At 32.8% G+C, this 17902-nt stretch carries 19 protein-coding genes and 1 other RNA gene; 10 read left to right on the top strand and 10 right to left on the bottom strand.

The features are described from left to right. Positions 1-76: 76 nt before the first annotated feature. Positions 77-1690, bottom strand: coding sequence for a transcription termination factor Rho (gene rho, locus LX95_RS12195; protein ID WP_111541740.1), 1614 nt, complete (start codon positions 1688-1690; stop codon positions 77-79). Positions 1691-1898: 208 nt separating this feature from the next. On the opposite strand from rho, the gene LX95_RS12200 reads away from it, so the two are divergent. Further along, positions 1899-2309, top strand: a complete 411-nt coding sequence (locus tag LX95_RS12200) for a DUF4293 domain-containing protein (protein WP_111541741.1) — start codon at positions 1899-1901, stop codon at positions 2307-2309. A 164-nt stretch (positions 2310-2473) separates the two neighbouring features. Here LX95_RS12200 and LX95_RS12205 read toward each other — a convergent pair whose 3' ends face one another. Then, entirely contained in the window at positions 2474-2968 is a 495-nt protein-coding gene (locus tag LX95_RS12205) for a metallophosphoesterase family protein (protein WP_111541742.1), read from the bottom strand. Positions 2969-3041: 73 nt separating this feature from the next. On the opposite strand from LX95_RS12205, the gene truA reads away from it, so the two are divergent. Continuing rightward, positions 3042-3797 (top strand): tRNA pseudouridine(38-40) synthase TruA, encoded by a 756-nt coding sequence (truA, locus tag LX95_RS12210; RefSeq protein ID WP_111541743.1) that lies wholly within the window; start codon positions 3042-3044, stop codon positions 3795-3797. Beyond that, on the top strand, positions 3787-5556 hold the full coding sequence (locus LX95_RS12215; RefSeq protein WP_111541744.1) for an ABC transporter ATP-binding protein: 1770 nt from the start codon (positions 3787-3789) through the stop codon (positions 5554-5556). The genes truA and LX95_RS12215 overlap by 11 nt, the downstream gene beginning before the upstream one ends. A 4-nt stretch (positions 5557-5560) precedes the next feature. Here LX95_RS12215 and cdaA read toward each other — a convergent pair whose 3' ends face one another. Beyond that, the gene (cdaA, locus tag LX95_RS12220) at positions 5561-6346 is read right to left on the bottom strand and encodes a diadenylate cyclase CdaA (RefSeq protein WP_111541745.1); all 786 of its coding nucleotides are present in this window, start codon (positions 6344-6346) and stop codon (positions 5561-5563) included. Positions 6347-6379: 33 nt separating this feature from the next. Then, positions 6380-7198 (bottom strand): dihydropteroate synthase, encoded by an 819-nt coding sequence (gene folP / locus LX95_RS12225; RefSeq protein ID WP_111541746.1) that lies wholly within the window; start codon positions 7196-7198, stop codon positions 6380-6382. Positions 7199-7265: 67 nt separating this feature from the next. Between folP and LX95_RS12230 the strand changes: the two genes are divergently transcribed. From LX95_RS12230 to LX95_RS12255, 6 genes are all read left to right on the top strand, one after another. Next, positions 7266-7811, top strand: a complete 546-nt coding sequence (locus tag LX95_RS12230; RefSeq protein ID WP_111541747.1) for a DUF1599 domain-containing protein — start codon at positions 7266-7268, stop codon at positions 7809-7811. Between the two features lie 15 nt (positions 7812-7826). After that, positions 7827-8924, top strand: a complete 1098-nt coding sequence (locus LX95_RS12235) for a BT_3928 family protein (protein WP_111541748.1) — start codon at positions 7827-7829, stop codon at positions 8922-8924. A 161-nt stretch (positions 8925-9085) separates the two neighbouring features. Next, positions 9086-10162, top strand: coding sequence for an ABC transporter permease (locus LX95_RS12240; RefSeq protein ID WP_111541749.1), 1077 nt, complete (start codon positions 9086-9088; stop codon positions 10160-10162). Positions 10163-10172: 10 nt separating this feature from the next. Beyond that, on the top strand, positions 10173-10922 hold the full coding sequence (tpiA, locus tag LX95_RS12245; protein WP_111541750.1) for a triose-phosphate isomerase: 750 nt from the start codon (positions 10173-10175) through the stop codon (positions 10920-10922). 1 nt (position 10923) lies between these two features. After that, on the top strand, positions 10924-11757 hold the full coding sequence (prmA, locus tag LX95_RS12250; protein WP_111541751.1) for a 50S ribosomal protein L11 methyltransferase: 834 nt from the start codon (positions 10924-10926) through the stop codon (positions 11755-11757). 53 nt (positions 11758-11810) lie between these two features. Then, the gene (locus LX95_RS12255; protein ID WP_111541752.1) at positions 11811-12086 is read left to right on the top strand and encodes an ATP-dependent Clp protease adaptor ClpS; all 276 of its coding nucleotides are present in this window, start codon (positions 11811-11813) and stop codon (positions 12084-12086) included. Positions 12087-12139: 53 nt separating this feature from the next. Here LX95_RS12255 and LX95_RS14815 read toward each other — a convergent pair whose 3' ends face one another. From LX95_RS14815 to LX95_RS12265, 3 genes are all read right to left on the bottom strand, one after another. Further along, positions 12140-12271: a hypothetical protein gene (locus tag LX95_RS14815; RefSeq protein ID WP_262509669.1), complete on the bottom strand. Its 132-nt coding sequence runs from the start codon at positions 12269-12271 to the stop codon at positions 12140-12142. A 102-nt stretch (positions 12272-12373) separates the two neighbouring features. Next, positions 12374-13138: a TIGR03915 family putative DNA repair protein gene (locus tag LX95_RS12260; RefSeq protein ID WP_111541753.1), complete on the bottom strand. Its 765-nt coding sequence runs from the start codon at positions 13136-13138 to the stop codon at positions 12374-12376. A gap of 3 nt (positions 13139-13141) precedes the next feature. Then, the gene (locus tag LX95_RS12265) at positions 13142-14404 is read right to left on the bottom strand and encodes a putative DNA modification/repair radical SAM protein (RefSeq protein ID WP_111541754.1); all 1263 of its coding nucleotides are present in this window, start codon (positions 14402-14404) and stop codon (positions 13142-13144) included. 97 nt (positions 14405-14501) lie between these two features. Between LX95_RS12265 and LX95_RS12270 the strand changes: the two genes are divergently transcribed. Next, positions 14502-15263, top strand: coding sequence for an XRE family transcriptional regulator (locus tag LX95_RS12270; RefSeq protein ID WP_111541755.1), 762 nt, complete (start codon positions 14502-14504; stop codon positions 15261-15263). A 2-nt stretch (positions 15264-15265) separates the two neighbouring features. Here the strand turns inward: LX95_RS12270 and LX95_RS12275 are convergent, their stop codons facing one another. The 3 genes from LX95_RS12275 to ssrA all read right to left on the bottom strand — a co-directional run bounded on the left by LX95_RS12275 (position 15266) and on the right by ssrA (position 17692). Further along, positions 15266-16006 (bottom strand): tetratricopeptide repeat protein, encoded by a 741-nt coding sequence (locus tag LX95_RS12275; protein WP_111541756.1) that lies wholly within the window; start codon positions 16004-16006, stop codon positions 15266-15268. Further along, positions 15978-17156, bottom strand: a complete 1179-nt coding sequence (locus LX95_RS12280; RefSeq protein ID WP_111541757.1) for a glycosyltransferase family protein — start codon at positions 17154-17156, stop codon at positions 15978-15980. Before LX95_RS12280 ends, LX95_RS12275 begins: the two co-directional genes overlap by 29 nt. Positions 17157-17292: 136 nt before the next feature. Then, positions 17293-17692: a transfer-messenger RNA gene (gene ssrA, locus LX95_RS12285) on the bottom strand. Positions 17693-17902 lie beyond the last annotated feature (210 nt).

The following is a 17902-nucleotide window of genomic DNA, read 5'->3' on the forward strand; positions in this document are numbered from 1 at the left end:
TTCTGCCTTAAGGCTAAATAAAAAAGCCCTAACGAATTCGTTAGGGCTTTTTTGTTAGTTATTGTAAAATGGATTGCTATCCATTCATAGAGATTAAAAACTCTTCGTTATTTCTAGTTTGTTTAACTTTGTCGTTAATGAACTCCATTGCTTCTATAGGGTTCATGTCTGCTAAGTATTTTCTAAGCACCCACATACGCTGTATGGTGGCTTCATCTAATAGAATGTCGTCTCTTCTTGTGCTTGAAGAAGTAAGATCGATAGCTGGGAAAATTCTTCTGTTAGATATTTTTCTATCTAATTGAAGTTCCATATTACCCGTACCTTTAAATTCTTCAAATATCACTTCGTCCATTTTTGAGCCAGTCTCGGTAAGCGCTGTAGCAATAATAGATAAAGATCCACCGCCTTCAATATTTCTAGCGGCACCAAAGAAACGCTTAGGCTTGTGTAATGCATTGGCATCTACACCTCCACTTAGTATTTTTCCACTAGCAGGTTGTACTGTATTGTATGCTCTTGCTAAACGGGTAATCGAATCTAAAAGAATAACAACATCGTGCCCGCATTCAACTAGTCTCTTTGCTTTTTCAAGAACGATATTAGCTACTTTTACGTGTTCGTGAGCTTCTTTATCAAAAGTAGAAGCAACTACCTCTCCGCTAACGTTACGTTGCATATCGGTAACCTCTTCTGGGCGTTCATCTATTAAAAGTACAATTTGGTAAACTTCAGGATGATTGGCAGCGATAGCATTTGCAATATCCTTAAGAAGCATTGTTTTACCTGTTTTAGGTTGAGAAACAATCATTCCTCTTTGTCCTTTTCCAATAGGAGAAAATAAATCGATGATTCTCGTTGAAACTGTACTTTGCTTTTCGGCGATATTGAACTTTTCCTCAGGGAATAGCGGAGTTAAGTGTTCAAAAGATACACGATCTCTTACTACTTGAGGGTCTAAGCCGTTAATTTTATTGATTTTAATAAGAGGAAAATATTTCTCCCCTTCTTTTGGTGGTCTTATTTGTCCTAAAACAGTATCTCCAGTTTTTAAACCAAAAAGTCTAATTTGAGATTGAGATACATAAATATCATCAGGAGATGATAGATAATTATAATCAGAAGATCTTAAAAAACCATACCCATCTTGCATGATGTCTAAGACACCTTCACTTTCTATAATGGCATCAAATTCGTAATCTGGCTCACGGTAACGATTTCTTTTATCTCTATTCCCGTTATTCTTTGGGTGGTTAGATTTAGGATTTTCTTTTTTTCCTCGTGTATTATTATCTTTATTAGACTTATGCTGAGGAGTTTTTCTATCCTGCTCTTTAGAAGGAGTGTTTTTAGATGAATTTTTAGATTCATCTTTCTTCTCTTCTTTATGAGTAGGTTTTTTAGCAGGAGCTTTCTTATCTACGGGAGAAGTTTTCTCTTCTTTATTTTGCTTAGGAGCGGGCTTACGCTCTCTCTTAACCGGTGTTTTTTTAGTAGGAGCAGGCTTATTTTCTGCAGTATCATCTTTTAAAGCTTCTTTTACCTTATTAGGGTTGGCAGCTTGATAATCTAAAATTTGATAAACTAAATCTAATTTTTTTTGGGTTCTGTACTTAGGTACATTAAGTGATTTTGCAATTTCTTGAAGCTCAGGAAGCTTTTTTGCTTTTAATTCAGATATTTCTAACATTTAATAAAGAGGTATAATAATAATATTTTCTTAGAATAAAGTTTCTAAAATTTCAAAGTAGATTTTTTTGAAAAAAATTTGAAGTTATAAGTAACCTTTATTGAAGTGGTTACGACTAGTTTATGCAATTATACAACTTTATTTTTAAATTTAAACTTTTAGAATACAATTAATATTATATTTTTGTGCTGTAGAGATTATAGAAAACATGATTCAGAGAATACAAACCATTTACTTATTTCTAGCTTTATTAGTAGCTGCTTTAGGATCTTATTTTTTAAGCCTTTGGGTTAATGAGAGCGAAGAAAGTATTTATGCTATAGATAAGCCTATAGTAATGGGTGCATTCGTATTAAGTGCTTTACTGGCTTTATTTACTATATTTCTTTTTAACAATAGAAAACTTCAATTTGTAATGAACAGATTGAACATCATATTAAACTTTATTTTACTAGGATTTTTTGTTTACTGGTCGCTAATCATACCTGGAGAAATGCAAATTTCAGAGAAAGGTATTGGGATGTTTCTTCCTATTATTTCTATCGTTTTACTTGTAATGGCTAATAAAGCCATTAAGAAGGACGAAGCGCTTGTAAAATCTGTAGACCGTTTACGATAAACCTAACATCTTAGTAGTATTAGTGCGTAAGAACCCAGGAGATTTTTCTTCTGGGTTTTTTAGTTATTAGGGCAAAACCCTTTGGGTCGGGCTATTCGCTATAGCTTTTATTCCGCGAAAGCGTCATAAAAGGCTGCCGCTGCTATCTCTTTTGCAAAAAAAAATTATCGTGTTCCCAATTCGATTACTTCTAAGTTTTTAATCTCAGTCTGTTCAATTTCAAACCGAAGCATAGTTCTTACTTGATGAAAACCGTGTTTTCCACAAGCTCCAGGATTCATATGTAATAAACCTAACTTTTTGTCTGGCATTACTTTTAAAATGTGAGAATGTCCAGAGATAAAGAGTTTAGGCGGATTTTCTTTAATTTTTTCTTTTATTGCAGGTGAATATTTATTGGGATACCCACCTATGTGTGTAATCCAAACATCAACACCTTCACACATAAACCTATTATTCAGCGGAAATTCTTTTCGAGCTTCGTGGTTATCAATATTTCCAAAAACTGCACGTAAAGGTTTTATTTCTTTTAATTTATCGGTTACATTAAGATCTCCAATATCTCCCGCATGCCAAACTTCATCCGCTTGACGGGCATACGTTAAAATTCTATCATCTATATAACTGTGGGTGTCGCTTAAAAGTAAAATCTTTTTCAAAATGGATATGGGTTTTCTAAGGTGTAGAAAAATATGTTTAAGTATCTTTGCACGGTAAAAATAAGAATTAAGATTGAAGTATTTTATTGATTTATCTTTTAACGGAAAAGACTTTTTTGGATGGCAACGACAACCCAATGTTATCACTGTACAAGAAGTAATTGAAGATAAGTTGAGCATCGCTTTGCAAGAAAATGTTGAAATTGTAGGTGCTGGAAGAACCGATACGGGAGTTCATGCCAAACAAATTTTAGCTCATTTTGAAACACAAAAAAATTTTGTTGTTCATGAGTTTATATTTAAGTTAAACACGATGTTGCCACCTAGTATTTCGGTAAATAGGTTATTTGCAGTGCAGCCTAATGCTCATGCAAGATTTGATGCCATTGCCAGAGAATACAAATATTACGTAGATACTCAAAAAAATCCTTTTAGTAACGCAACCGCTTACTATATCAAAAAAAATATTGATGTGGTAGCGATGAATGAAGCTGCAAAAATCTTATTGGATTATAAAGACTTTCAATGTTTCTCTAAAGTGAAAACCGATGTGTTTACGTATAATTGTAAGATTTCTTATGCGCACTGGGAGAAGAAAGAGCATCAATTGATATTTACCATTAAAGCCGATCGATTTTTACGAAATATGGTTCGAGCAATTGTAGGAACTTTATTAGAAATAGGCGTGGGTAAAAGAAATATAGAAGACTTGCATTACGTTATTCAAAGCAAGAATCGTTCATTAGCGGGAAAATCAGTAGATGCTAAAGGTTTATTTTTAACACAAGTAGAATACCCAAATTCAATATATTTAAAAAATGGCGAATAAAACAGGAAATGCTTTTGATTTTGGTTTGTTTAGAAGATTGCTTAAATATACCAATCCTTATAAATGGACATTTTATTTTGTCGCTTTTGCTGCAGTATTACTTTCACTGCTAGGTGTTTTACGTCCTTATTTAACTAAAATTACAATTAACGACAGCATTGTTCCTAAAGATAATGATAACCTTATATTTTATGTAGCTTTAATGCTAGGGGTGCTTGTTTTAGAAGTAATTTTTCAGTTTTGTTTTATTTATTTCGCCAATTGGTTAGGACAAGAAGTAATTAGAGATATACGTGTTAACCTCTTCGATCATATGTTGCAATTTAAAAAGCAATATTATGATCAGTCTGCTGTAGGACGTTTGGTAACTAGAGCGGTAAGTGATATAGAAACGATAGCGAGTATTTTTAGTCAGGGTTTATTTATGATTATAAGTGACTTGCTAAAAATGTTAGTGGTTTTGGTCTTTATGTTTTTTCAAGATTGGAAACTAACCTGTTTAGTTTTAGCAGTACTTCCATTTATATTATATGCTACGCGAGTATTTCAGCAAAAAATGAAAATTGCTTTTGAAGAGGTGAGAACACAAGTTTCTAACCTCAATTCTTTTGTTCAGGAACGAATTACGGGAATGAAAATCCTACATATTTTTGGAAGAGAAGCTATAGAATACGAACGTTTTAAAGATATAAACCACAAGCACAAAAAAGCGTGGATTAAGACAGTGTGGTATAACTCTATTTTCTTTCCAATTGCTGAAATGTCTAGTTCTATTGCTATTGGTTTAGTCGTTTGGTTTGGAGGTTTACAAATTACTAGCGGAGATACATTAGACCTGGGGATTATCGTAATGTTTATTCAGCTTATCCAAATGTTATTTCGTCCGTTAAGACAAATAGCCGATAAATTTAATACTTTACAAATGGGTATGGTAGCCGCTAATAGGGTATTTGCAATCTTAGATACCAAATCTAAAATAGAAAATACTGGTACGCTTACCGCGGAAAATTTAACCGGAGAGATCAAGTTTAAAGATGTCCGCTTTAGCTATATTGAAGGAGAAGAAGTAGTAAAAGGTATTTCTCTGGAAGTTCACGCAGGTGAAACTGTTGCAATTGTGGGGGCTACTGGAGCAGGGAAAAGTACCATTATTAATTTATTAAGTAGATTTTATGAAACTGATAGCGGTGAAATTTCAATAGATAATACCAATATTAAAAAATTTACACTTCGTTCTTTACGGAATGAGATTGCAGTGGTGCTACAAGATGTATTTTTGTTTGCAGATACTATTATGAAAAACATCACTTTAGGTAACCCTGAAATTACCGAAGAAGAGGTAATAGATGCAGCCAAACAAATAGGGGTTCATAATTTTATAGCAACCCTCCCTAACGGTTATCATTATAATGTGAAAGAACGCGGAGTAATGTTATCTAGCGGTCAGCGTCAATTAATAGCATTTTTAAGAGCTTACGTGAGTAACCCATCTATTTTAGTGTTAGATGAAGCTACCTCTTCTGTAGATAGTTATAGTGAGCAACTTATGCAAGAAGCTACAGATAAAGTAACAAAAGGACGAACATCAATTGTAATTGCTCATCGTCTGGCAACCATAAAAAAAGCTGATAAAATCATAGTAATGGATGCAGGGGAGATTGTAGAAATAGGAACACATCAACAATTACTTCAGCGAGAAAAAGGCTATTATAGAAATCTTTATGAAGTGCAATTTATGGAAGAAGAAATAGGGGAGTAGTGTTTTACTCTAAATCTTCTCTTAACTTATTACCTAATTCTTCATAAGATTCGAACATCTCAAACGAACCATTTTTAATATAAGAGGTCTGTCCAGTTTCCTCACTTACTACTAAAGCTAAAGCATCTGTTTTTTCGGTTATGCCAACTGCGGCGCGGTGTCTTAATCCAAAACGTAGTGGGATACTTCTATCGTTACTTACTGGTAAAATTACCCGAGTGGCCGTTATTTTATTCTCTTCAATGATTAGAGCGCCATCGTGCAAAGTACTGTTTTTATAAAATATAGATTCTAAAATGGGTTGATTCAATTCAATATCCATAATGTCCCCCGAATTTTTTATAAAATCTAAACTTGTGCTTCGCTTGAGAACTATTAAAGCTCCAGTAGAAGTTTTCCCCATACTCTCACAAGCTTTAATAATTGATGTAACATCGGTAGTTAGTTCTTTTTCGTCATCCCTTAAAAAGCGAAGGTGTTTAATGAGCTTTCTCTTGTTTCCAAAATTGGTAGAACCTACCATTAATAAAAACTTCCTAATTTCCTGCTGAAAGACTACAATAAGGGCAAACATTCCTACTCCAATAAATTGACCTAAGATGCTGCTTAGCATTTCCATTTGTAAAACCTGAGTTAGTTTCCACGCTAAGTAAACAATTACGATTCCTATAAAGATATTAATTGCAGCACTCCCTTTTACTAATTTATAAATATAATATAGAAGTATAGCTACCAATAAAATATCAATGATATCGAGAATGCGTAAGTCTAGAAAATTGAAGGTTTCCAAATATTGCTTTTTTGTAAATTTATAAATTTAATCCTAAAGTTGAGCCACCAAGTCAATACATTCTTTGGCTTCTTTTACATCGTGAACCCTTAATAATTTAGCACCTTGTTGTAGAGCTAAAGTATTCAAAACACTTGTTCCGTTAAGAGCTTCATTAGCTGAAATTTCTAAAGTTTTGTAGACCATAGATTTTCTGGAAAGTCCTGCGAGGACAGGAAGTTCTAACATGTTTAATAGAGAAAGATTTTTGAGTAATTCAAAATTTTGCGAAGTAGTTTTAGCAAATCCAAAACCTGGATCTAGGATGATATCGTGAATCCCAAAACTTCTAGCTTCAGTTACTTTATTAGAAAAATAATAAATCATATCCTGTAAAAGATCATCATACTGAGTTAATGATTGCATCGTTTTTGGCGTACCGCGCATGTGCATTAAAATATAGGGAACTTTTAATTCACCTACAGTCTTCATCATTAATTCGTCTAGGCTTCCGCCGGAAATGTCATTAATAATAGCCGCTCCATTATCAATAGCTTTTCTAGCAATTTCACTTCTAAAGGTATCGATAGATAAAATAATATCTGGAAATTCTTTTTGTAAGAGTTCAATTACCGGCATTAGACGTTGCAGTTCTTCTTTCGTGGAAACGTCTTTAGCATTGGGACGAGAGCTATATGCGCCAACGTCAATACAAAACGCTCCATCGGCAAGCATTTTTTCGGTTTGCTGAAGAATTTCTTGTTCATTTTTATAAGATCCACCATCATAAAATGAGTCGGGTGTAAGGTTAAGAATCCCCATGATTTTGGGAGTTTCTAGCGAAATAAGCTTTCCGTTGCAATTAATTGTCATATAAAGATAAAATAACTTTGAATAGTTGAAATATTTCTCCGAAATTTACGCAAAATACAGCGTTTTCATGCAAAATACTTCTTTACAATATGATTCGGTCATTTCTAAATGCCGAGAATTGTTTCAACATAAAATGAAAGATTATGGTAGCGCTTGGCGAATTTTACGTTTGCCGTCGCTAACCGATCAAATTTTCATAAAAGCACAACGCATTAGAGGCTTACAGCAAAATGCTGAGCAGAAAGTTGATGAGGGAGAAATACCAGAATTTATAGGAGTTATTAATTATTGCATTATGGCTTTAATTCAGCAAGAAAATGGGGTGGCAGAGCAACCCGATTTTTCTCTAGAGAAAGCGTTAGAACATTATGATCGTCAAGTAAGTGTCACCAAACAATTGATGGAAAATAAAAACCATGATTATGGAGAAGCTTGGCGAGAAATGCGAGTGAGTTCATTAACCGATTTAATTTTACAAAAACTACTTCGCGTAAAACAAATAGAAAATAATAAAGGAAAAACAACCGTGAGTGAGGGGATCGATGCAAATTATCAAGATATGATTAATTATTCCGTATTCGCCCTTATTCTTCTTAACTTCCACGAATCTTAAAAAATAATAATTGTTATGAAAGCATTAGTTGGCTTTGCTAGAGTATTTGTAGGTATACTTTTCATTTTTAGTGGTTTTGTAAAACTCAATGATCCCGTTGGTTTTTCATATAAACTTCAAGAGTATTTTAGTCCGGGAGTTTTAGATATTCCTTTCTTAATTCCTGTTGCTTTAGCCTTGGCTGTAATTTTAGTAATTGCCGAAGTAATGCTAGGAGTAACTTTACTTTTAGGGTATTTGAAAAAGTTTACTGTTTGGAGTTTACTGCTAATGATTGCCTTTTTTACTTTTCTAACATTTTATTCTGCTTATTTTAATAAAGTTACCGATTGTGGTTGTTTTGGTGATGCTATTCCTTTAACGCCTTGGCAATCTTTTTATAAGGATGTTATTTTAAGTGTATTGATATTAATTTTATTCTTTAATCAAAAATACATTAATCCTATATTTAAATCTGCTTCCCATAAGTGGATTGTATTTGTAGTGTTTATAGGATGTTTAGGTTTTGCTTATCAGGTTTTAATGCATTTACCTGCAATAGATTTTAGAGCCTATAAAGTTGGAGCAAATATTTCTGAAGGAATGAAAATGCCAGCCGATGCTAAGCAAGCAGTGTATGATTATAACTGGAAATTTAACGTAGGCGGACAAGAAAAAATAGTGACCACTCAAGGTGCTTATCCATCTGTCGATGGAGAATTTATAGAAGTTAATACAGAAGTTGTTGAAGAAGGTTATGAACCGCCAATTCACGATTTTTCTTTACAACAAGGAGGAGAAGATTTTACTGAAGAAATTTTAAGTACGCCTAAAGTGCTTATGGTATCTGCCTATAATTTGTCTAAAAGTGAAAAAGCAGGATGGAGTGCTATTAAAGATGAAATTGCAGCAGCTCAACAAAAAGGATACCGTGTTATAGGTTTGTCTGCTTCTGGACCTAATGAAATTAGTAAGATTAAAGATATTTATGGTATAGATATTCCATTTTATTTTGCAGATGAAACGGCTATTAAAACAATAGTACGTTCTAATCCTGGTTTAGTAACTTTAGAAAAAGGTACTATTATGCAAAAGTTACATTGGAATGATGCTGAAGATCTAAAGATCAAGTAATCTAGATACTTTGGCAAAGTGAAGGATAAAGTTGGTCTGTGTACCAATTGACTTATGTTCACGTATTCTTTTGTAATTAGTGATTTTTATAATTATAAGTGAAATCTATACAATCGAATTTTTTTGTTGCCAAAGATTTTGAATTTTTAAAATGATTTAGGTTGCTAAAATATATCATCTATAAAATAGGCTACGCTTTGCTCACACTGTTTGGTGTGGTAAGTATCATCTTTTTCTTATTTACTGTACTTCCTGGAGACCCTGCACAAATGATGTTAGGCCAAAATGAAAGTGAAGAGCAATTAGAAGCAGTAAGAGCAAAATATGGATTTGATCAGCCTATTTCTGTTCAGTATTTGTATTATATTAATGATTTGTCGCCAGTTTCGTTTCATTCCGTAAAGCGAAATGATTATACGTATTTGGATGACAACAAGTATAATGCAGTAAAGCTGTTTACTATTTCAGGAACAAGTTTAGCGTTAAAAACACCTTATTTAAGAGAATCTTTTCAGAAAAACGGAAAGAAGGTATCAACAGTTATTTCAGAAACTTTACCTAATACATTTGTGCTCGCTTTTACCGCTATTACAATTGCTTTACTTGTCGGAATTTTCTTTGGGATCATATCAGCATTACAAAAGGATTCATGGCTCGATAAAACCATACAAGTTTTGAGTACGGTAGGAATGAGTGTTCCTTCATTTTTTAGCGCTATATTATTTGCTTGGTTTTTTGCATACGTTTTGGGAGAATATACGCATTTAAACACCACCGGAAGTTTATATGAGTTAGATGATTTTGGAGAGAAAAATCATCTAATGCTCAAAAACCTTATTTTACCAGCCATCGTTTTAGGGATTCGACCTTTGGCAGTTGTAATACAGCTTATGAGAAATTCTTTATTAGAAGTTTTACAGCAGGATTATATACGAACAGCCAAAGCAAAAGGTTTGTCAATGCCCATCATCATTCGTAAGCACGCATTAAAAAACGCGTTAAATCCCGTAATTACAGCGATTTCTGGTTGGTTTGCTTCTATGTTGGCAGGAGCTGTATTTGTAGAATATATTTTTGGCTGGAATGGTTTGGGGAAAGAAATTGTAAATGCGCTTAATACCTTAGATCTACCTATAATTATGGGATCGGTTTTAATTATTGCGCTTATGTTTATACTTATTAATATTTTTGTAGATATTATTTATGGTTGGTTAGACCCAAAAATCGCCAACACTTAAAAAAGAAATTATGAGAGAAAAAATAGTAGCAGGAAATTGGAAAATGAACTGTGATATACAGGAAATGAAAACTTTACTGAATGATTTAAAAGAGAAAGATTTTAATGATGGAGTAAAAGTAATGGTTGCACCTTCCTTCACCAATCTATATTTAGCTAAAGAAATTTTAAATGATACTAACATAGAAGTCGCTGCGCAGAATATGCACGAAGCAGAAAACGGTGCTTATACAGGAGAGATTTCTGCTCCTATGTTAACCAGTCTTCAGGTAAAAACTGTGATTTTAGGTCATAGCGAACGTAGAAGTATTTTTAATGAAAGTAACGAGTTGTTAGCTTCTAAAGTTAAATCCGCTTTAGCGAAAGGCTTAAAAATAATATTTTGTATAGGAGAGGAATTAGAAGCTAGAAAAAATAATAAACACGTAGAGGTGGTTAAAAAACAATTAAGCGATAGCGTTTTTACCTTAACGGAAGAGGAATGGAAGTCTATCACTTTAGCATATGAGCCAGTTTGGGCCATTGGAACAGGAGAAACTGCTAGTCCGCAGCAAGCACAAGATATGCACACCGGGATTAGAAAAATGATAGCAGATACTTATTCTTCCGCTACTGCGGAAAAAGTTTCTATTCTTTACGGCGGAAGCGTAAAACCCAACAACGCTAAAGAAATTTTTGCCATGCAAGATGTCGACGGCGGACTTATTGGCGGAGCGGCGCTTAAAGCCGAAGATTTTACACAAATTATTAATTCCTTTTAATATGACACCTGTATATATTGGTTATTTTTTTAAAGTAGAACCACTTCAACCAGCTTCAGATATTTTAATTGCAGAGTTGGGAGAATTAGGATTTGATAGCTTTGTAGAAACCGAAGAAGGTATTGAAGCTTACATTATTAAAGACCAGCACCAAGAAGCTTTGGTAAAGGAAGTTTCAATCTTAGAGAATGAAAATTTTAAGATTAGTTACACCATTCAAGAGTTTGAACAAGTGAATTGGAATGAAGAATGGGAAAAGAATTTCTCTCCTATTTTGGTTGATGATGTTTGTCAGGTAAGAGCTCCATTTCATCCAAAAAAGGAAACGGAGTATGATATTGTTATCGAACCTAAAATGTCTTTTGGTACGGGACATCACGCCACTACGCATATGATGATTCAGCACATCTTGAAAGATGATATGCGAGAAAAAAGTGTACTAGATATGGGTTGCGGTACAGGAGTTTTAGCAATTCTAGCATCAATGAAAGGAGCCACTCCAGTTGAAGCTATAGATATCGATAATTGGTGCTACTTAAATACTTTAGAAAATGTCGAGCGTAACAATTGCTCAACTATAAAAGTAGAAGAGGGGGAAGCTTCTTTACTCCCTGGGAGAAGTTACGATATTATTATTGCAAATATTAATCGTAATATTTTATTAAACGATTTGCCCGTTTACACGGATTGCTTGACGGAAAATGGCGAGATTTATTTAAGCGGATTTTACGAAGAGGATTTACCTATTATTACAGAAAAATGTGAAAGTTTAGGCTTAAAACTCGACAATCATTTGGTTCGAGAAAATTGGGTTGCTGTAAAATTTGTTAAATAATTTATCGGGCTAGCTAAATATCTTTAATTTTGTAATGTAGAAAATTGCATATGATGAGTGTACAAGAAGAAGTTTTAGAAGAAGTTAAGACCAAAGAAAGGGTAAATAAACAAAATCAGATTATTGTTTTTAACGATGATGTAAATACATTTGATCACGTAATAGACATGTTAATTGCGACTTGTGACCACGATCCCATACAAGCAGAACAATGTACAATGCTCATACATTATAAAGGTAAGTGTGAAGTGAAAACGGGAGATTATGACGATTTAAAACCGAGATGTAGCAAGTTGCTAGACGCTGGTATAAGTGCAGAAATACAATAATTAAGTTATAAATGAAATAAAAAAGGTTGACTGTAAAGTCAACCTTTTTTGGTTTAGCTAATCAAATACCTACGTTTACTATTCCATAATTTTTTTCGACTAAAAGCGGAGGTGTTTTTCTTTTCTTCGTGATGATTTAAAGTGCTTGAACTTAATTTGTCTAATGCGTTTACTACTGTTTTCATGATGTTCGTTTTAAAAGATTGATATACCTAATAGACGCACTATTGATACTTTTGTTACAGTACTATGTAAAACAAAGTAGCTTTTAACATATTTTAACACTGTTACACTTGTAAATACTTTTCACTTAAATATTTCCAATAACGTTTGGGAACGTGTTGCTGGTGTAATTTTTTATTAATTCTAGAGCTAATGGTAGTGCTTTTAAAGTAGTTTTTCCAAAGCTGTTGAAAGTGTAATTCCTCAGGTTTGAAAAATTCTTCAGAAGAAGAGAGGATATTAGTAGGTAAATCTAAACTTATAATTTCTGTTTTATGAAGATCATAAAAAATACCATAATTTCTTTTTAAATCGTAAATACACCATTTTTGATCGGCATAACGTTTTCTAAAATGCACTTCATTTAAAGGAAGTACATTAAAATCTGGCGCTACTGTCGCAAAGTAAATATTATCTTTTGTAAGCCTAAATCGAACAAAAGCATCCATCCGGTGTTTTTCTCTGCCAATTTTTTTTACGATTTGAGAGATTTCTAATACATGCTTATTAGCATAATCTTTAGCTACACTTCTTTTTTCCGTAAAGAGATATTGAGTATAATTGAGAATCAAATCCTCCACACCTTTCAATTCACTTAAGAATGCACGATAAATTTGCGAAAAGTCTAAAGCTGAGCCCATTTTTATAATTCCCTTCTGTAATCTTGTAGATTTCTCTTGTTGGGTAATCACTTCAATTTCTTTATTGAAAAAGCCTTTTTCATAGGTTGAGATTTTACAAATAGAAACCTTATCAAGTTTATATTCATAAATTTCAAAAATACTGGTGAGTAAACCTTCAAAAGAACCATCGTATAAAAAATAAGTCATCTTTTATCCAAATAAATTAAGTTGTTGAGACAGCGTATTTTTATATTTTGTCTGACTGGTCGATAAGATTTTATATTTAATTTGTGCAGGCGTGTAATCTTTAGTTTCAAAATTTCTAGAATCGCAAGTAATAAAGTATTTGGCACGGTTAAGTGCTACGCCCATTTTTTGAAGATGTTCCCAATTAAGCTTTCTATATTTCCTTCCGTGAAGGATTTTATAAACCGATTTCATCCCCAGGCCAGGTACTCTAGCTAGAAGTTGCTTATCTGACTTATTAATGTCTATAGGGAAATGATGTAAATTTCGTAAAGCCCAACTTAGTTTAGGATCAATATCACTATCTAAATTAGGATGATTTTTATTTAATAATTCTTCGATTGAAAAACCATAAAACCGCAATAGCCAATCGGTTTGATAAAGTCTATTTTCGCGCAACATAGGGACTTCTGTTCCAATTGCAGGAAGTCGAGAATCATAAGAAATTGGAATATAGCCAGAATAATACACTCGTTTCATATTATATTTTTTATATAAGTATGTGGCCGTATACATAACCTCTGCATCGGTTTCATTGGTTGCACCAACGATCATTTGTGTGCTTTGTCCTGCGGGAGCATATTTAGGAGTCGATTTTATTAACTTTCGTTCAGATTTATATTTCTGAATTTCATTTTTCACCTTATTCATAGGTTGTAAGAAATCCTTTCTATTCTTATCGGGAGCTAAGAGTTTTAATCCCTCTTTAGTTGGAATTTCAATATTTACGGAAAGCCTATCGGCATATAATCCAGCTTCGTACATAAGCTCATCACTTGCGCCAGGAATAGATTTTAAGTGGATATATCCATTAAAATTTTCTTCAAGACGAAGCTTCTTCGCTACTTGAATAAGGCGTTCCATAGTGTGATCTGGGCTTTTGAAAATCCCGGAACTTAAAAACAGACCTTCAATGTAATTTCTGCGATAAAAATTGATGGTAAGATCAACCACTTCTTGCACTTTAAAAGCTGCTCTCTTAATGTCATTACTTATACGCGTAACACAGTAGGCACAATCATAAATACAATAATTGGTCAGTAGTATTTTAAGCAGTGAAACACAGCGACCATCTGGAGTGTAACTATGGCAAATCCCTATGCCTTCAGCATTTCCTAGGCCATTGGTTTTATTTTTTCTATTGCTACCACTACTTGAGCAAGAAACATCATATTTTGCAGCATCAGCAAGAATGTTTAACTTCTCTTTAATTCTCTCATAATTCATTCTAGGAATTTTTACAAAAATATGGAGATATTCTAATATTTAGGAAATAATACCATTTAAAATTGGATAATATCCTAAAATGTTTCTATATTTGAGTATGGAAACAGCTATCGAGATAAAAAGATTTAAAGAGGTTAGAGAGGAGAACCAATATACTCAAACCGAGTTTGCGGAGCTTTTAGGTGTAAAAAGCTCTACAGCAGATATTGAACGTGGGAGAACTAAACTTTCAGGAACAGTTGTAATGGAGTTACTGAAGCATTTTGGGATTAATCCCCTTTGGTTATTTGGTGAGAGTAATCAAAAATTACTCCCTTTACACCAAGTCGATACTATGCCTAAAGTAATTACATTAAATTCTGAAGAGCATGAAAATATTCTCATGGTTAATCAGAAAGCTGCAGCAGGTTACCCTCAAAACGTGCAAGATGTAGATTGGTATAGAAATTTACCAGCCTTTGATCTTCCTTTACCACAATTTAGAAATGCCACTTATAGAGGTTTTCAGGTTGAAGGAGATAGTATGTTACCAAACTTGAGACCAGAAGAATGGGTATTAGCAAAAGCCATTTCTAGCATTACCGAAGCGAGTGACCATAAAATATATGTGGTAGTAATGTATGATACCGTAGTAGTGAAAAAGCTACATAAATTGGGGGATCCTTCCAAAATTAGATTAGTTTCTTTGAATAAAGAATATCCTCCCTTTGATGTGCTAATTTCAGATATTCAAGAACTATGGCAAGTGAATAGTAAATTAACCTTTAGTCTAGATGAAAATTCAGAAAATAGCATGTTAAGACAACTGCAAGAATCTATGGATGATCTAAAACGACAATTGGGGCAACTTAAAAGATAAAATTAATTATTACAAAACTTTTTAATAGCGTCGTAAGCATCTAGATCTCCTAGTTCACCAGATTTACTCCAATCTTTACACGCATCATTTCTTTTATTTAACATTAGATAAGAAAATCCTCTTTTGCTATAAACCTCAGGATTTTCTGGATCTATAAGTAAAGCTTGATTGTAATCCTCTATTGATTCTTTAAATCTAGAAAGCATTCTTTGGCAATATCCCTTGTCAATATAATTTCTTATAAAAGATTTGTTTAAAAGAATTGAAGCATCGTAATCATTTATTGCGCCTCTATAATCTTCCAACTTTTCTTTTAAATAACCTCTATTATGATAGGCAATGTAAGATGTATTATCTAGAGAAATACTTTTATTATAGTCTTTCATTGCACCAAATATATCTCCAATTTTGAATTTTACATTAGCTCTATTTAAATATGCAATAGCGTAAGATGAATCTAATAATATGGCTTGGTTGTAATCTTTTATAGCTTTATGATACTCTTTTTGTTCATTATATGCAACAGCTCTTTGGTTATACGTTTCCTTTATATAGGGATCTGCCTGTATAGATTGAGTGTAAGATGAAATAGCTAAAATGATATTTTTTTGTTGGTATGCTTTTAGTCCCTCATTATAATAATCAATAGCAGGTTGAGCTTGACTCCCAAAAGAGAAAATTGTAAGAATTATAAAAAAGAAATTCTTATAATTTCTATGCGTGAAAAGTTTTCCAGTTTGCATATTTTTTCTTGTTTATATAATTTGTAAATAAATTAATATAAGCAGAGGTGATGCTTTCAAGAGTATTTTGTGAGGCTGTTGCATAATTCTTTTTGGCAAGTTTTAGGGTGTAACTTTCACTATTGTAAATAGTAGAAATTCCCTTGCCTAAAGAGATTTCGTTTTTTGGGGAGAAAAAATGAGCAGCATAGCCTTCTTCTCTAATTTTAGAGCTTATATTATTTTCATTAGGAACAATTATAGGTTTACCAATTAGACTTGCATTTTGTAATATATCTTTATCATTCAAAATATCTGAAGTAGTGAATAAAGTCATACTTCCATTTTTAATGTATTCAAAATAATTGCTAGTAAAATAATTGACAAACTTTATATGTGGGGGGATATCATTTAAATTTATGAATTCTTCAAGATCAAAATAATCTGGATTCGCATTTAGTGCGATTTCAATACTTTCTTCATGGATTTTTTTTACAGTACGAAGTAAAAATGAAAGCTCTTGATTAGGATTCGAACCTAAATATGTATTTATTTTTAACAAATCTCTATTTTCATTTAAAAAGTTAGGCTGGCTAACTCTTTCCGTCCTTACGTAAGGTGAATGTTTTGCAGGATACTTAGGGTATTCTTTGTTAAAACTTTTAAAGTCTTTAAAGTTAGGTAAAGTAACTAGGTTAAACTTTGGTAAGATTTTAAAGATGATATATTTTTTTACTTTAAAAACCTTATTATTAAAATAATCACCAGAAAATGTTGTGCGATTTAGCTCTAGCTTATCAAGATAATTATTTAAGAATAAAATGGAGGGTGTTTTTCTTAACGAAAAGAAACTAGGAATTAAAAATTTAAAAAGAGAAACCCCACTTTTTTTAGATTTATCAGTAAAGTCAACATTAAAGAAAATAGCATCGGGCTTTTCTTTATAAATCATTTTTAAAACTTTATAAGAATTTTTGAAACCTTGAAAACTAGCTTTAGGTATAATTTTTAAGTTGTTTTCAGATAAACTTATAGGAAATTTAGAATTAGTAATAACAACCGTTTCTTTTACATCGCTCGCATTTTGAAAATGATGGATGATACTTTCTCCAAATTTTTTTGAAATTGGGTTTTGTCTTTTAGAAAAAATGGAAACGATTACTAACTTCATCTATTCAACTTTGCATTAAAAATTACTGGGGGATGAGAATCAAAAAATAATATAGTAATATTTAATGAATTTTTAATCATAAAAAGTAGCTTAAAAACAAAAAAACCCGTTTATAAAAAACGGGTTTCAGTTAAATTTGTGGAGTCGGGGAGACTCGAACTCCCGTCCAAACAAGCAATTCAATAGCTTTCTACACGCTTATCTCTCGTTTGTTTTTCGATATGCAGCCGGCCGAAAGCCACCAACTACATACTTATTCTCAATTAAATTTCAAAACTGTATCAAGACCCTACAGTTTCTAGAGTTACTTTATCGGTGCCTCAATTGTGGTCGCCGTAAATCAAGGCTGCCACGAGACATCTTGGCTCCCTGTCTAACAGGGACTAAGGTATCCTACTATAATTCGGATTACGCAGCCAAGGCGTAGTTATTCTCGCCGTTTAAAAAAGTGTGAAATATGAGATTTACGAGCTGTATCCCAGCGCTCGACGTGCTTACCATTCAATTAGACTCACTGTCAAAACCAAATCGACCCCAAAAAATTCCGTGTAAACGAAAAAAAGAATAATATCGTGGGCGTTCCTCTAGCTCAAAAAAGCTATCGGCGGGCTATCTGCTATATCTTTTTAAATTTCTGCCTAAGGGCAAAATTTTAAAAAGGATGCCGCTTCTATCCCTAACGCAATAATAAAATTCAAAGAACTACCTACAAAGTAAGGCTGGCAAATATACAATAAAATCATATA

Origin of the sequence: Mesonia algae (assembly GCF_003253545.1) — a bacterium.
Lineage (GTDB): Bacteria > Bacteroidota > Bacteroidia > Flavobacteriales > Flavobacteriaceae > Mesonia > Mesonia algae.

Bases quoted from the DNA above. Each gene is read 5' to 3' on its own strand.
- rho (WP_111541740.1), bottom strand. From the start codon at position 1,690: ATGTTAGAAATATCTGAATTAAAAGCAAAAAAGCTTCCTGAGCTTCAA.
- LX95_RS12200 (WP_111541741.1), top strand. From the start codon at position 1,899: ATGATTCAGAGAATACAAACCATTTACTTATTTCTAGCTTTATTAGTA.
- LX95_RS12215 (WP_111541744.1), top strand. From the start codon at position 3,787: ATGGCGAATAAAACAGGAAATGCTTTTGATTTTGGTTTGTTTAGAAGA.
- folP (WP_111541746.1), bottom strand. From the start codon at position 7,198: ATGACAATTAATTGCAACGGAAAGCTTATTTCGCTAGAAACTCCCAAA.
- LX95_RS12230 (WP_111541747.1), top strand. From the start codon at position 7,266: ATGCAAAATACTTCTTTACAATATGATTCGGTCATTTCTAAATGCCGA.
- LX95_RS12235 (WP_111541748.1), top strand. From the start codon at position 7,827: ATGAAAGCATTAGTTGGCTTTGCTAGAGTATTTGTAGGTATACTTTTC.
- tpiA (WP_111541750.1), top strand. From the start codon at position 10,173: ATGAGAGAAAAAATAGTAGCAGGAAATTGGAAAATGAACTGTGATATA.
- prmA (WP_111541751.1), top strand. From the start codon at position 10,924: ATGACACCTGTATATATTGGTTATTTTTTTAAAGTAGAACCACTTCAA.
- LX95_RS12255 (WP_111541752.1), top strand. From the start codon at position 11,811: ATGAGTGTACAAGAAGAAGTTTTAGAAGAAGTTAAGACCAAAGAAAGG.
- LX95_RS14815 (WP_262509669.1), bottom strand. From the start codon at position 12,271: ATGAAAACAGTAGTAAACGCATTAGACAAATTAAGTTCAAGCACTTTA.
- LX95_RS12260 (WP_111541753.1), bottom strand. From the start codon at position 13,138: ATGACTTATTTTTTATACGATGGTTCTTTTGAAGGTTTACTCACCAGT.
- LX95_RS12265 (WP_111541754.1), bottom strand. From the start codon at position 14,404: ATGAATTATGAGAGAATTAAAGAGAAGTTAAACATTCTTGCTGATGCT.
- LX95_RS12270 (WP_111541755.1), top strand. From the start codon at position 14,502: ATGGAAACAGCTATCGAGATAAAAAGATTTAAAGAGGTTAGAGAGGAG.
- LX95_RS12275 (WP_111541756.1), bottom strand. From the start codon at position 16,006: ATGCAAACTGGAAAACTTTTCACGCATAGAAATTATAAGAATTTCTTT.
- LX95_RS12280 (WP_111541757.1), bottom strand. From the start codon at position 17,156: ATGAAGTTAGTAATCGTTTCCATTTTTTCTAAAAGACAAAACCCAATT.